This is a genomic window from Corallococcus exiguus (assembly GCF_009909105.1).
Lineage (GTDB): Bacteria > Myxococcota > Myxococcia > Myxococcales > Myxococcaceae > Corallococcus > Corallococcus exiguus.
Map to the genome: position 1 here is coordinate 343666 of NZ_JAAAPK010000003.1, position 14387 is coordinate 358052.

9 protein-coding genes are annotated in these 14387 nt (G+C 71.5%); 4 read left to right on the plus strand and 5 right to left on the minus strand.

Annotation, left to right across the window (positions count from 1 at the left end):
- The first annotated feature begins 144 nt into the window (after positions 1-144).
- Positions 145-2070 carry a S8 family serine peptidase gene (locus GTZ93_RS12960; RefSeq protein WP_139920687.1) on the plus strand — a complete coding sequence of 642 codons (1926 nt, stop codon included), beginning with the start codon at positions 145-147 and terminating at the stop codon, positions 2068-2070.
- A 106-nt stretch (positions 2071-2176) separates the two neighbouring features.
- On the opposite strand, the gene GTZ93_RS12965 is transcribed toward GTZ93_RS12960, so the two are convergent.
- Together GTZ93_RS12965 and GTZ93_RS12970 are read right to left on the minus strand one after the other, a co-directional pair.
- The gene (locus GTZ93_RS12965) at positions 2177-2926 is read right to left on the minus strand and encodes an anti-sigma factor family protein (protein ID WP_121755590.1); all 750 of its coding nucleotides are present in this window, start codon (positions 2924-2926) and stop codon (positions 2177-2179) included.
- Positions 2923-3552 (minus strand): RNA polymerase sigma factor, encoded by a 630-nt coding sequence (locus GTZ93_RS12970; protein ID WP_120598584.1) that lies wholly within the window; start codon positions 3550-3552, stop codon positions 2923-2925. Before GTZ93_RS12970 ends, GTZ93_RS12965 begins: the two co-directional genes overlap by 4 nt.
- Before the next feature lie 129 nt (positions 3553-3681).
- On the opposite strand from GTZ93_RS12970, the gene GTZ93_RS12975 reads away from it, so the two are divergent.
- Genes GTZ93_RS12975 through GTZ93_RS12985 form a run of 3 tightly spaced genes read left to right on the plus strand, consistent with a single transcriptional unit; the run spans position 3682 to position 6816 of the window.
- Positions 3682-4938 carry a hypothetical protein gene (locus GTZ93_RS12975; RefSeq protein ID WP_139920685.1) on the plus strand — a complete coding sequence of 419 codons (1257 nt, stop codon included), beginning with the start codon at positions 3682-3684 and terminating at the stop codon, positions 4936-4938.
- A gap of 7 nt (positions 4939-4945) precedes the next feature.
- Complete coding sequence (locus GTZ93_RS12980; RefSeq protein WP_139920683.1) at positions 4946-5698, plus strand: hypothetical protein; 753 nt, start codon at positions 4946-4948, stop codon at positions 5696-5698.
- Positions 5695-6816, plus strand: a complete 1122-nt coding sequence (locus GTZ93_RS12985; protein ID WP_139920681.1) for an Ig domain-containing protein — start codon at positions 5695-5697, stop codon at positions 6814-6816. The genes GTZ93_RS12980 and GTZ93_RS12985 overlap by 4 nt, the downstream gene beginning before the upstream one ends.
- Positions 6817-6826: 10 nt before the next feature.
- Here the strand turns inward: GTZ93_RS12985 and GTZ93_RS12990 are convergent, their stop codons facing one another.
- Genes GTZ93_RS12990 through GTZ93_RS13000 form a run of 3 tightly spaced genes read right to left on the minus strand, consistent with a single transcriptional unit; the run spans position 6827 to position 14383 of the window.
- Complete coding sequence (locus GTZ93_RS12990; protein WP_121760683.1) at positions 6827-7357, minus strand: hypothetical protein; 531 nt, start codon at positions 7355-7357, stop codon at positions 6827-6829.
- A 16-nt stretch (positions 7358-7373) separates the two neighbouring features.
- Positions 7374-10442 (minus strand): POTRA domain-containing protein, encoded by a 3069-nt coding sequence (locus tag GTZ93_RS12995; RefSeq protein ID WP_139920680.1) that lies wholly within the window; start codon positions 10440-10442, stop codon positions 7374-7376.
- Between the two features lie 14 nt (positions 10443-10456).
- Positions 10457-14383, minus strand: coding sequence for a translocation/assembly module TamB domain-containing protein (locus tag GTZ93_RS13000; protein WP_161662793.1), 3927 nt, complete (start codon positions 14381-14383; stop codon positions 10457-10459).
- Positions 14384-14387 lie beyond the last annotated feature (4 nt).

The window sequence follows — 14387 nt, forward strand, 5'->3', positions numbered from 1 at the left end:
GGGAAAGACCCCCTTCCCCGACAGCTCACGGATTCAGCCACTACAGAACAATCCGGTACGGCGGGGATCCACGAGAACGCGCCCCCGACACACCCCTTTTGTGCGGACTTTGAAAAGCCGCGACACACCCGGGGAGCGCACCACATGAAGCGATTGCTGTCGCTGGGCTGGGCCGCCGCCACCGCCGCCGTCCTGGGGTGTGGCGCGAGCACCCCGCAGGAAGAGGGCTCGAAGGCGGAAGGGGCACCCGCTGTCGCGTCGTCCTCGCGGTCCATCGTCACGGCCGCGGCCGCGACGCCCAGCGCCTGCAACGCGCTCTATGCGTCCAGCGCGACACAGGCGGCGCTTGCCCAGGCGGTGGTGGACCCGGCACTGCACACGGACGGTTCGGTGCGCACGCTCATCCTGTCCTTCAACACCGCGAACGCGACGGGCGGCGTGCTCAACCTGGACGCCGTGCTGGGCGGCCTGACGCGCACGCTGGGCGGGCTGACGCAGGGGCTGGGCCTGGGCAACGTCCTGGCGCTCAAGTCGCTGCCCATGGTGGCGCTGAAGGTCCCGGTGACGCCGAAGCTCGTCGCCGCCTTGCGCCAGGAGCTCCAACCGCTGGGCCTGCTGTCCATCTACGAGGACAAGCCGCTCCAGTACTTCCTGGACACCAGCGTGCCGTACATCCACGCGGACACCGCGCGCACCGCGTATGAGACGACGGGCGCGGGCATCGGCGTGGGCGTCATCGACTCCGGCCTGGACGGCACGCACGGCGACTTCCCCAACGTGGCGCGCAACGTGAAGGTCGTCGCGCCCCCGCTGGACCTGGGCATTGGCGGCGCGCTGTACGTGGACACGCCCAACAGCGACCTGACCAGCGGCCACGGCACGCACTGCGCCAGCATCATCGCCGGCTCGGGCGCGCGCTCCGGGGGAAGGCACCAGGGCGTGGCCCCCGGAGCGAAGCTGCTGGGCGTGGGCACCGGCGACGCACTGAGCATCCTGTTCGCGCTGGAGGGCTTCGACTTCCTCATGGACCCCGACGTCCGCGAGACGCACAACGTGCGCGTCATCTCCAACTCGTGGGGCACCAGCGGCAGCCACTTCGCGCCGCTCGACCCCATCTCCATCGCGACGAAGCGCGCCTACGACCTGGGTATGGTGGTGGTGTTCGCCGCGGGCAACGAGGGCTCCGACCCCGACACACTCAACCCGTACAGCGCCTCGCCGTGCGCCATCTCCGTCGCGGCCGGTACGTCACGCGACACCACCGCGGCCACCAATCCCCTGCTCAGCCAGGACGCGCCGGGCGAGCTGGCGTCCTTCTCCAGCCGGGGCATCCCGGGCGATGAATTCCATCACCCGGACATCACGCTGCCGGGCGTGAACATCGTGGCGGCGCGCGCGCTCACCGCCACCATCATGCAGCCGTACCTGGGCCTGGACCTGCTGCACCCGGAGCCGTTCTACGCGGCCAGCTCCGGCACCTCCATGGCCGCGCCGCACATGTCCGGCGTCGCCGCGCTGCTCTTGGAGGTGAACCCCGCCCTCAACATGGACGGCGTGCTCGCGGCGGTGCAGGCCACCGCTCGGCCCATGTACGCGAAGGACGCGGCGGGCAACACGCGCCAGCTGGAGACGTGGGAGGTGGGCGCGGGCTACGCGGACGTGTACGCGGCGACGAAGCTCGTGAATGACGCCGTGGGCATCCGCTACACCACGCAGACCACCGCCCTGCCCTCCTGGACGGGCACGGTGAAGACGAGCATCAACCTTCCCATCCTGGATCTGTCCCTGAGGGCCGCGCAGCACGAGCACTCGCTCACCGTGCCCGCGGGCGCCAACGCCCTGCGCATCAAGACGGCCTGGGGCAACCCGGCCTACGACCTGGACCTGTATGTCTTTGGCCCCAACGGGGAGCTCGTCGCGACCAGCGCCGAGGGCACCTCCACGGGTGAGGCCGTCACCATTTCGAACCCACCCGCCGGCACGTGGCGCGTTCAGCTCAAGGGCTTCCTGAACGTGGCCACGCAGTACACCGGCACCGCGGAAGTGGATCGCCGTGTCCCGCGTCCGTAGTCACTCACGGACCCCACAAGGTACGGCAGTCCCCGCCCCTCTCCCGTGCCTGCACGGGAGGGGGGTTGTTCGTTCGTGGGGTTGGATGAGGTGACGCGGAGACGGATCAGCGCGGCTTGAGCGTGACCTGCGTGTCCGCGACGGTGCGGCCCTGCGCGTCGGTGAAGTGCGCGCGCACGGGCACGGGGCCCGTCAGCCACCCACCCTGCACGGGCGTGCTGAACGGCAGCGTGACATCCACGCCCGCTGCGACCTCCGGGGCCGGGCCCTCGCTCGGGAAGAAGCGCAGCGGCTCGCCTTCCTTCGGCAGCCCCTCCAGCGACAGGCGCACGCGCTCCGGCGCGGTGTAGCTGAACTGCACCGCGTTGCCCTCCGCGCACGTCAGCGTCCCACCGGGCCGGGCCTCCGCCAGCACCGTGCCCTCGGGCGAGATGCAGAAGGCGCGCACGCCCCAGGCCCCTTCGCCTGGAGCGGACGAACGCGCCTGCCACTCCGGCACGTCCTGCCCGGAGCGATCCATCGACGGCGTCACGACGAGCAGCGCCACGGTCGCGGCGGCGGCGCTCAGCGCCAGGGGCATGAAGAGTGGAGACGCGAACCACTTCCTGCGCGCGGGGGCGGGCTGAAGCCTGGCGAACAACGCCTGTTCCAGGAGCGCGCTCCTGCTCCGGGGCAGCGCCCGCTGCTCCAGCACCGACTCCACGCGCGACAGCCGCGTGTACGTCTCCTGACAGTCGGGACAGGTGGCCAGGTGCGCGCGCAGGCGCTCGAAGCCGTCCGCGTCCAGCCCGTCGCGGCCCTTCTCGAAGAGCGCGGCCATGGCCTGCTTCGCCCGGCGGTCGTCACACCCACTCATCGCGCACCCCGGCGCTTGAAGAAGCTCCAGCCCTGCGTCTCCAGGTCCTGGAGGTACCCCTTCGACTGGAGGAACCCCAGCAACCGGGACTTCACCCCGAACTCACGCCGCCGCACCTGGATGCGCGTGAGGCCCAACGCCGTGGCGGCCTCCTCCTGGGGCAGGCCCTCGCTGAAGCGCAGCTCGAACAGCTGTTGCTCTTCACGTGACAGGCCGCCCTTGAACGCCGCGAGCAGCGCCTCCACCTCGCGGTCCTCCAACAGCTCGTCCAGCCCGCCCTCCTCGGAGGAGGCTTCGGTGAGCCCTTCGAAGGCCTCGTCGCGGCCCACCAGCTCGCGCTCGCGCGACTGCTCCAGCAGCACGTTGCGCGCGATGCCCATCAGGAAGTGGGCATAGGGACGCGTGCCGTTGTAGGCAGCGCGCGTGCGCGGCTCGAAGGCGCGCGCGAAGGTCTCCAACAGCGTGTTCTCCAGCTCCATCGCGTTCCTTAGACGGGTGAAGGCTCCCCGCCATGCGGCCGCCTTGAGCAGACGAGCGAGCGGCTCCGCGTGCGCGCGATACACCTCCGCCAGCACCGCTGGGGTGCCTTCGCGAAAGCGGCGCAGCGTGTCGTCATCCCACTCCATCCCTCAGGGGCTTACCGCGACCGTTATGGTCCCGTCATCCGTATGTTGTCGCGAGCGGCGCCGAGTGGATTGTCGGTTGCGCCCCGTGGCATCCTTTCGCACAGCGCATCGCGCAAACCCCTGATGCATATGTCCTCTCACAGGCCGCTGGTCCTGGGTGTTCTCCTACTCCTGGCGGGGAGCGCCGCGAGCGCTACGCCGGAACAGGTGCACTACGCCCTCATCGTGGCCAGCAACACGGGCACCGAGCCATCCCAGGCGCCCTTGCGCTACGCGGACGATGACGGCGCCCGGTACTACGAACTGTTCGCGCCCCGCTCGCGCGAGGTGGTGCTGCTGAGCGTGCTGGACGCGGAGACGCAGGCCCTGCACCCGGGGCTCGCCGCGAAGACGCGCCCGCCCACGCACCCCGCGCTGGGGGCCGCGCTCGCCCGCCTGAACGCCCGCATGGCGGAGGACCGGGCGAAGGGCGCCATGCCCGTGCTGACCTTCGTGTTCGTAGGCCATGGCAAGCGCGGCGCCGCGGGCGAAGGCTCCGTGAGCCTGCTGGACGGCCCGCTGACGCGCACGGAGCTGTATGAGCGCGTGGTCGCGCCCAGCAAGGCGTCCTTCCTGCAGCTCATCGTGGACGCGTGTGATTCGTACTTCTTCGTGCACTCGCGCGGCGCGCTGCCGGTGGGCCCCGCGTACGTGGATGCTGTGAAGGGGATCCTGGGCAACCGCGAGCTGGCGCGCTTCCCGCAGGTGGGCGTGGTGCTGTCCACGGCCTCGGAGCAGGAGAGCCAGGAGTGGAGCGCCATCCGCTCGGGCGTCTTCAGTCACATGGTGCGCTCGGCGCTGTCGGGCGCGGGGGACGTCAACGGGGACGGCAAGGTGGACTACGCGGAGCTGCGGGCCTTCGTGGCCGCCGCGAGCCAGGGCACGGACGACGTGCGGGGCCAGCCGAACGTGTTCATCCAGCCGCCCGCGCTGAACCGCGCGTTCGCGCTGACGGATCTGGGGGACGCCGCGTCGCTGGGCTACCTGATGGTGCCCACGGGACTGGCGGGCCGGCTGTGGGTGGAAGACTCGCGCGGCATCCGCGTGGTGGAGCTGCACAAGGAGCGCGAGCGTCCGCTGGTGGTGGCCCTGCCCTTGGGGCGCGGTTACTCCCTGCGCGGCAGCGGCCGGGAGGCGCCGTTCGCCATCAGCCGCGCGTCGGAGGTGGTGGACGCGGGCGGCCTGCCCTGGCACGACGCCAGCGTGGCGGCCCGGGGCGCCGTGCAGGACGTGATGCGCGACAAGCTCTTCTCCGTGCCCTTCGGGCCGCGCTTCTACCGGGGCTACATGGCAAGCCTCGGCATCACGCCGTCGTCGGACGAAGCCGACGCCGTGCTGGTGCCCTGAGCCTGCCATGAGCCTGCCCGCATCCCTGCTGTTGCTGCTGCTGCGCGTGTCAGCGCCGTGCGACGCGAACACGCGCGTGGTGCTCATGCCCTTCGAAAGGTTGGCCCTGCCGTCCGCGGACGCGCGTGAACTGGAGGACGCCACGCGGCGCGCGGTGGCCGCGTTGCCGGAGGCGTGCCTGGAGTCGCGCGAGGACACGGTGGCGCGGCTGCGTGGGTCTGGCGCGGCGCTGACGGCGTGTGGCGACGCGGCGTGCCGGAGCGCGCAGGCCTCGGCGCTGGGCGTGCGCAGGCTGGTGCGGGGCGTGGCGCTGGGCGTGGGAGGCAAGCGCAGCGTGGCGCTCACGGTGACGGACGCGCGGGGCCCGGAGACGCGAGCGCAGTTCGAGGCTCCGGCCACGATGCCGGGCGAAGCGGACGCGCGGGCGCGGCAGGCGATTGCGCAGGTGTGGTCGCCCCTGGTGACGACGCAGGCGGCCCGGGAGCCCCAGGGCTCGCGCGTGCTGCCCAAGGTGTTGTGGGGCGTGGGCGGCGCGGCGCTCCTCGCGGGCGTGGGCTTCGGGCTGGCGGCGCGGCGCACGGAGTCGAAGCTGTCGAAGAACGGCGGTGATTGCGCCACGGCCGGCGAGGCGTTCGCGGACTGCATCACGGCGCAGCTGGAAACGGGCCGCCGCCAGGCGCGGACGTCCAACGTGCTGCTGGGCGCGGGCGCGATGCTCGGCGTCGGTGGAACGGTGTCCTTCATCTGGGAGCTGCCGTGAGGAAACTGTTCGCCGCGCTGACGGGTGCCTTCGTCCTCACGATGGGGGCGTGCACGTTCGCACCGGACCTGTCGCGCTTCGCCATGTGCGACACGGCCGGCGGCTGCCCCTCCGGCACGTCGTGCCTCACTTCGGAGAACCGCTGTCTGCCGGCCTGTGGCGAGGGGGGTTCCTGCGACGACGACCCCAAGCCCGTGGACCCTCCGGACGCGGGCACGGAGCAGGATGGAGGCACGGAGTCGGACGCGGGCGCCCGGGATGCCGGCGCGACGGACGCGGGGGAACCGGACGCGGGGCAAACAGACGCGGGAAGCAATGACGCGGGCCCCGCCGCGCTCGCGCTGGAGTCCCTCCTGACGGAGGCTGTCGAGTCCACTCCCTATTCAGGCCAGCTCCAGGCGCGGGGAGGCACCCCGCCGTACACGTTCGAGGCCACCGGCCCGCTTCCCGCGGGCATCCTGCTCGACACCGAGGGCCGCGTCACCGGCGCGCCCACGCAGGCGGGGGACCAGGTCCTCCCGGTGCAGGTGACCGACCTGAGCACCCCGACGAAGCGCGCCAGCGGAAGCCTCACCCTGCGCGTCCGTCCGCTGCTGCGGGTCGCGGGGCCGGAGCCGCTGGCGGACGCCCTCATCAATCGCGCCTATACCGAGCGCGTCTCCGCCACGGGAGGCAAGGGGCCATACACCTTCGCCCTCGAGCCAGAACAGGCGCTGCCGTCGGGGCTGACGCTCGCGTCGAACGGCCTCATCACCGGCACCCCGGCCCAGTCCGGGAAGAGGACGTTCGCGGTGGTCGTGACGGACAGCGACACCCCGCCCCAGTCCACCACCAGCACGCTCTCCATCACCGTCACGAGCGCTCCCGGCACCGTCACCCTGCTGTCGAAGGCCGTGCCCATGGGCCGCGTGGGCTCCGACTACAGCTACACCGTGCGCGCCAGCGGCACAGGCAACTGGAGCGTTAAGAGCGGAGCACTGCCACCCGGCATCCTCCTGGACACGAAGGACGGCATCCTCTTCGGCAAGCCCACGAGCCCGGGCGACTTCACCTTCCTGCTCAACGTCGCGGACCTGCTCTTCTCCAACGAGCGCTTCTACACCCTGCACGTCGACTGACGCGCGGGCCTCACGGGTAGCGGTCCACCACCTGGATGACGCCCGTGTTGTCCTGCACCACGGAGAAGCCCTTCATGGGGCTGGGATACGCGATGAGCCCTTCGCCGTCCCGGTCCCAGCGCGTGTCCAGCAGCACGCCGCAGAAGGGCACGGACGTGGCGCCGCTCTCCGGGGTGAAGATGCGATCATACCGGCCGAACACGCGGTGCTTCGTCACGTAGAGCCGCCCGCCGATGCGCGCTCCCGGCAGCTTCGCCTCCCCTTCCGCCTGCGGCAGCGCGATGACGAAGCTGTAGTTGTACCGGGCCGGACCCGGGTGGTCCTGGATGCTGTCCACGATGACGGGGATGCGGTCCCCCACCTTCAGCCCCAGCCGCTCCATCTGGAGCTGCGCGCCGCGAGGACAGGTGCCCTCTGGAGGCATCCACGCGGGACGCGGCGCCTTCTCCGCCGTGTCCGGTCCGTGCTGACACGCGAGCGCGAGCCATCCCAAGAGCCCCAGGCCCCAGGCCACTCCACGGCGCGCACGGTGGGTTCGCATGGGCAAGGGCCTCCGGTCAGAACGTCCCGATGCTGAAGTGGAACTGCGTGGGCGCCTCGTTGAGCGCTTCGTCGCGGTCCAGGTTGAAGCCCACGTCGAAGGCCAGCGGCCCCACGGGCGTCACGTAGCGCAGGCCCACGCCCGCCGCGTAGCGCAGCACGCCCGGGTCGAACAGCGTGCGGTCCTGCCACAGGTTGCCCGCCTCGAAGAAGAGCCCCAGGTCCACCGCCGCGATGGCCGGCACACGCAGCTCCGCCTTGGCCAGCGTGAAGAGCTCGCCGCCCTGGCTCGCGGGCACCTGCCCGGCGAGCACCGCCTTCAGGTCGTCCGGACAGCCCGCGGGGGAAATCACGGCGCGGCACGCGGCCAGCCGCTGGTGCAGCACCTCGCGCACGTCCTGCGGCAGCACGCCGTCCTCGCGGAAGCCCCGGAGGCTGGAGGAGCCGCCCAGGTAGAACAGCTTGGACCCGATGTTCTGCGCCCCCTGCGTCAGCGGCACGATGGTGCCCGCGCGCGCGCTCACCGCCACGCTCGCGCGGCGGCCCAGCGGCGCGTACGCGCTCACGCTGCCGGACAGCTTCACGCCGTCGATGGGGAACTCCGGCACGCGGTTGCCCGCGACGTCCGTGGGGTGGACGCTGATGCCGCGCATGAACTCCACGCTGCTGCTCAGCACCATGCCGCGCCGCGGGTTCGCCGGGTCGTCGCGGAAGTCCAACGTCATGGACGGGCGCAGCGAGTGCAGCGCGAAGTCGCCGTACGGGTAGCGCAGGCGCTCCTGGTCCGCGCGGTTGATGAGCTCCAGCACGCCTCCGCGCGAGCGCAGCCGGTTGTTCTCCAGTTCGTACTGGAGCGACACGTTCACCCACGACGCCAGCGCCCAGTCCGCGCCCAGCACCGCCGCGAACCGCGTGGACAGGTACGACGGCCGGTGCACGCGCTCGCCAATCAGGTCCAACCGCGCGCCAATCTCCTGCGGCGCCAGGAAGGACAGCCGGGGCTGGGACAGCGCCAGGTTGCCGCGCCCGCCCAGGCCGCTGAAGCCATCCAGGTCGGAGGTACACGCCTCGCCGGACAGCTCTCCCGTGGAGCACCCGGCCGGAAGCCGCGAGGACGACAGCGCCTCCGCGCTCGCGCCCGCGTAGTTCACCTTGCCGCGAGCCAGGAGGTTGAGCCCCCGGCCATCCAGGTTGCGCCACGCCGTGTCCAGCGTGATGCGCGGACCGTCCACCAGGAAGTAGCCGCCGGACACCTCGCCGTCGATGCGCGGGCGCTCCTGCACCGTCACCAGGACGTCCTTGGAAGCCTCGCGGCGGTTGGGGTCCGCCAGCGACACCTCCGCCTGGCGGAACAGCCCCAGCCGCGACAGCCGGCGCTGCGCCTCCGCCAAGGCCTCCACCGACAGCGGGGCGCCGGGCTTCAGGTCCAGCTGCGCCAGCACCACGTCCGGATCCGAGCGCGTCAGCCCCTGGAGCAGCACCTGCCCCACTCGCACGCGAGGCCCCGCGTCCGTGCGGTAGGTCACCTGCGCGGAGGTGCCGTTCTCCTCCACCGATACCGAGTTGCTCACGTGCGCGAAGAGATAGCCCTCGCGGCCCAGTCCCCGCTCCAGCGCGGCCTGCGCCTGGTCGACCTTCTCGAAGCTCAGCGGCGTCCCCACGGGCAGGAGCAGGTTCACCCAGACGGGATCCACCTCCAGCGGGATGCCCAGGAAGATGGGCGCGCGGATCAACGCCTGGGGCCCCTCCTCCACGTCGAAGTCCGCGTCCGCCGTGTGATGGACCCGGTCCAGCGTGAGGCCCCGGAAGGTCACCTGCGCGGACGCGAAGCCCTGCTCGCGGTAGGCCGTCGTCATCGCGTCCGCGGCCTCCAGCCACGTGTCCTCCACGTAGACCGTGGACGGGTCTGGCGGAGACATCATGCTCGTGTCGTTGCGGCGATCGCGGCCCTCCGTCTCCAGCGGGTCCTCGCGCATGGGCAGGTCCAGCTCCGGCCACGTCTCCAGCGCCGCCACCTGGTTGGTGAGCATGGAGCGAAGCACGTCGGAGGACAGCGCCGCGTTGCCATGGAAGCGCACGTCCGTCACACGCAGCGGAGCGCCCTCGTCCACCTGGAAGCCCAGCACCGCCGCTTCGCCGTCCGGCCGGATGACCTCCAGCGACCGCACGCGCGCGTCGTGGAAGCCGCGCCGCCGGTAGAACGCCTCCAGCCGCCGCGCGAGACGCGCCGCCACGGTCTCGTCCATCGCCTCCTCGCCGTCGTAGGCCACCACGCGCGCCAGCAGCGAGTCCGGGAAGCGGCGGTTGCCCGTGAAGCGCAGGTGGAACGCGGGCCCCGCGGACACCGGCACCGCCACGGACGCCTCGCTGTCCTCCACGACGACGGTGGGCGTGCCCACCCAGGCCCGCCAGTGCTGGCCTTCGCGCAAGAGCACGCGCAGCCGCTCCAGGCCACCGTCCAGCTTCGCCCGGTCGAAGACCTCCCCAGGCTTCATCCCCAGCGCCTCCACCAGTCGCGGCAGCGGCAGCGCGGGACTGCCGGAGAAGGTCACCTGCCGCACGCGGGTGGGCTTGCCCTCCGCCACCACCAGCGTCACCGCCACGCCGCCCGCGGGCACCGGCCTCTCTTCCACCTGGATGTCGACGGCGTCGTAGCCCTTGCGCTGGTAGGCCTCGCGCACGGCGTCCGCCGCGGTGTCCAGCTCCTCTGGATCCAACGGCCCGCCCTGGAGCAGCCCGCTCGCCTCCAGCAGCTCCCCGGACGTGAGGACCTGGTTGCCCCGCACCGCCACGTGCGACAGCAGCGGCAGCGGCGTGAGCTTGAACACCAGCCGCACGCCCCCCGGTACCTCCTGCGTGAACGCCACCACGTCCGCGAAGCGCCCCGTGGCGAACAGCTGCTCCACCGACTTGCGCACCGCGCCCGGCGTCAGCGCCTGTCCCTTGCGCAGGGTGACGAGGCCCGAAAGCCCGTCCGGGGCCATGCCCTCCGGCAGGTGCAGCTCCACGGCCACCACATCCGGAGCGTCATCGTCGTGGCCCACGGGCGCGGCGAAGGCCGGCAGCGCGCACACGAGGAGCACCACCGCGGCCAGCGCGGCTACTCGACCTCCCAGCCCAGCTTCAGCTCGAGCCCGAGGTTTCCGAACGACGCCTGGCTGTTCTCGTTGTCCCACTGGGCCTGTGCGGAAAGACGGTCGTCGAAGCGGTACTCAGCGCGTGCCCGGGTGCCTCGCCCACTCACTGGCTGGGTCATCCCGATTTTAAGCTGCTCGGACAGGAACTTCGACTCAAGTTGTGCGGTCGGCTCCGCTTGCCGGGTGGCGTCGTTGTAGGTGGTGGAGATCTGCAGGGACAAGTCCCTGAGAACGGGGTTGCTGGGCAGGAACCGGCGCACCTGCCGGTCCAGTCCTGACACGTTGAAGAGGGCCTCCGCCGCCAGACCGTAGCTCGCCGACGCGGCCGTGTCCTTGTCCGCGCTCGTCACACCCAGTGTCAGCAGCGACAGGATGTCACCCTCAGTGAGCACCGGCTCCGAGGACAGCACGACCAGCGGGTTGGCCGGCCGGCCGAACGCATGCAGCTTCACCACGAACTCGCGCACGGACGTCTGCGCCTGGACCTCGAACACCGGGTCGATGCCGGACGCGTCGCGGAACTCCAGCTGCCCCTGGTCGATGGTGAAGAGGTTGTTGCGGAAGAACGCCTGGCTGCCCTCGGCCGCCTCCACGCGGCCCAGGAGCCCCGGCTTCACGTCCGTGCCGGTCAGCCGCACGTCGCCCAGCAGCCGGGCCTTCGCCAGATTGTTGTCCACGCGCACGTCGCCGAAGTGCACGTTGACGTCCCAGGTGAAGAAGGGGTCCCTCGCGCGCTCGCCCCCACCGCCCACGGCGAGGTTCGGCTTCTTCTGCATCGTCTTGAGCAGCGCTTCGATGTCGAGCGGCTTCTGGTAGCGCAGCTTGATGATGTCCAGCCCACCCGTGACGGTGGGCCCCGTGGGCGGACCCACCACCTGCAGCAGGCCGGACACGGTGAGCGGCAGGTCCTCCGTCATCCGGTACGGCACGGCATCCAGTTGCAGCGTCAGCGCCAGCCGCTTGGGCACGAAGCGCTCCAGCCGGATGTCGCCACGCGCGGACACCTGACCTTCGTTGACCTGGGCCTGCAGGTGCTCCAACAGCACGCGCTGGCCCGTCATCTCCAGACGGCCGGACATGCCGCGCACGGTGAGCGGCAGGTCGCGCATGGACAGGCGCACGTCGGACAGCTCCGCGGTGCCCACCACCGATGGCGCGTCCATCGATCCGGTGGCCTCCGCGTCCACGCGCAGCTGGCCGCCCACGCGCTCCATGCCGGGCAACAGCGGCTCCAGGAGCCGCACGTCCATGCGCCCCTCCCGCAGGCTCATGTTGATGGCGCGCCGGCTCATCCAGCCGCCCAACGTGAAATCCACCGACGCGCCGCTGAAGCGGAAGGGCTGCACGTCCAGCCGGTTGTTGATGTACGTCAGCACGATGGGCCCCTGGTTGCGGCCGCGCAGGTCGCCCCGCGCGAGCGACAGCTCCCGCACGGTCGCCCCCACCGAGTAGGCCTCCGGCTGCAACAGCGGGCCCTGCAGCGTCACGCGCCCCGCGAGCATGCCGGTGACACCCGCCAACGCCGGCACCTGCGGCAGCAGCGGTTTGATTTCAGGCAGCAGCAGGTCGACGGTGGAGTCGAAGAGGTAGGGCTCCTTCACCGTCATGTTCAGGTAGCCCTGCGCGTCGCGGAACGGGCGGCCGGTGATGCGCAGCTGCTTGCCCTCCTGGCGCAGCGTGAGGTCCATGGCGCCCAGGTCGCGCGACGCGAAGGTGATGCGCGGGCCCTTCAGCGTGGCCTGGATGTCGGGCTTGTCCGCCGAACCCGCCACGGTGCCCGCGAGCGCGAGCGTGCCCTGGATGCCCATCTCCTCCGCGGTCTCCTGCCCCACGGCCTCCGCGAGCGACAGGTTCTCTCCACCGAAGCGGTAGTCCAGCGCGCCCGCGGTGAAGCCGAAGGAGCCCTCCACCCAGGTGCGCCCCAGCCGGCCATCCAGCACGGTGCGCTCCAGCACCATCTCCTTGCCGTCCACGAAGCGCAGCCGCGCGGAGCCCGCGCCCAGCCGGCGGCCCAGGTACGTGGTGTCGCGCAGGTCGAAGGCCACCAGTCCCTCCAGCTTCTCCAGGGGACTGTCGATTTCGACGCGCCCGGAAGCCGCGCCCGCGAACTGGCCCTGCACCACGGCGATGGACGGACTCAGGCCCGCCACCAGGTCCACCAGGTCCTCGGTGCGGCCCTGCGGCACCGTCACATCCAGGCGCAGGTGCAGCAGGCGCGCGAAGGTGAGCTTCGCGTTGCCGAAGTACTGCGTGCGCCCCTTCTGGCCGGTGAGCGACGGGAAGGACAGCAGCCCGTTCGAGTACGACAGCTTCGCCTGCGTCACGCCCAGGCCGAAGCCCCAGAAGGTGAAGTCGCGCAGGGACAGGCTCGCGTCCACCTTCACGTCCGAGTACGGCCCCACGATGGAGTAGTTCGCGGAGCCCTTCCCGGACCACGGCAGCTCCGCGATGTGGCCGAAGTCCGACAGCTCCAGCTCGCCGTTGCCCTGGATGTCCAGGCCGCGCGCGGTGTCGAAGTAGAGCGTCACGTCGCCGTGCACGCGCGAGCGGCCTGACTCCACCGTGAGGCGGCTGAAGGACACGCGGTCCCCCGACAGCTTCACGGCCGTCTGCGCGCGGCCCCGCTCGAAGGTAAGCAGCGTCTTGCCCGCGCTGACCGGCGCGTCGAACGCGCGCGTGGCCAGCACGAAGCGGCCGCTGCGCAGGTCCAACGGCCCGGACAACGACGGCCGGGGCAGCAGCGTCCCGGTGAGGTGCGCGTTCGCCGTCGCGGGGAAGTCCACCCAGGAGCCCGCCACGCCCGCGCGCTCCAGGATGCGCCCGAAGGACGCGTCCTCCGTCTGGAGCGTCACGTCCACGGGCAGCTCCGGCGTGAGCTTCAACGCGCCTGACAGCTTCACCTTGCCGGAGCCCAGCGGGGCCTCCAGCGACTCCACGCGCACGCGGTCCCCCGCGTACGACAGGCGCGCGTTGAGGCTCACCGGACCGTACTGCTCATAGGCCAGGTTGCTCGCGGACAGGTCCGCGCCCACCGCGAGCGCGGAAGGCTTCCCGGTGATGGACAGGCGCGTCCACAAATGCCCCGTGGCCGGACGCGGCAACAGCTTCGCCTGCGACAGCGTGCGCAGCGGCAGGAACACCTGCGCGTCCAGCGCGAGCACCGGATGACACAGCGTCTCCACGCGGCCGGACACCGTGGCGGTGATGTCGTCGAGCGTCACCTCCGCGCGCTCCACGTCCAGCAGCCCTTCGTCCGGATCCAACGTGCCGGTGAAGCCCAGCTGCCCCAGCGTCAGCTCGCCGCCGCCCGCGCCCAGGCGCACCAGGCCCCGCCGCGCGCCCACCTCCAGCTCCATCACGCCCCAGTGCTCCACCCACCCCACGTCCAGGTTCTCCACCTCCACGCCCCGCCCGTCCGGCAGCGCGAGGCGCACCTCCGCGCCGGTGATGTCCACGCGCCCCACGCCCACGCGGGTCAGCGGCGTGAGCGGGCACGTCCCGTCGGAGGAAGGAGGGGCCGAGGAGGGCCGGGACAAATCCAGCGCCACGCGCGGATGGCGCACGCGCACATGGCCCAGCATGAAGCGGCGGGACAGCGGAGACAGGAAGCCCAGCCCCACCTCCGCCTCGTCCGCGGCGAACAGCGGCGTGTCCCTGCCCGGCGCGAACACCGACACGCCGTGCAGCACCACGCGCGAGCCCAGCGGATCCAACTCGCACCGGCCGATGCCGATGCCCACGCCCAGCAGGTCCGGCAGCTGCCTGCGCGCCAGGGTGCAGGCGGCGTCCCAGGTGAACGGCTGACGCAACAGCAGGATGCTCCCCGACACCACGAGGAGCACCAACAAGAGCGCCTTGCGCGCTGCACTGTTGCGGCTGGGGAGGGACAAGCCG

Excerpts from the sequence above, each read along its gene's own strand:
- GTZ93_RS12965 (WP_121755590.1), bottom strand. The coding sequence starts at position 2,926 with ATGAGTGGGTGTGACGACCGCCGGGCGAAGCAGGCCATGGCCGCGCTC.
- GTZ93_RS12975 (WP_139920685.1), top strand. The coding sequence starts at position 3,682 with ATGTCCTCTCACAGGCCGCTGGTCCTGGGTGTTCTCCTACTCCTGGCG.
- GTZ93_RS12990 (WP_121760683.1), bottom strand. The coding sequence starts at position 7,357 with ATGCGAACCCACCGTGCGCGCCGTGGAGTGGCCTGGGGCCTGGGGCTC.
- GTZ93_RS12960 (WP_139920687.1), top strand. The coding sequence starts at position 145 with ATGAAGCGATTGCTGTCGCTGGGCTGGGCCGCCGCCACCGCCGCCGTC.
- GTZ93_RS12970 (WP_120598584.1), bottom strand. The coding sequence starts at position 3,552 with ATGGAGTGGGATGACGACACGCTGCGCCGCTTTCGCGAAGGCACCCCA.
- GTZ93_RS12980 (WP_139920683.1), top strand. The coding sequence starts at position 4,946 with ATGAGCCTGCCCGCATCCCTGCTGTTGCTGCTGCTGCGCGTGTCAGCG.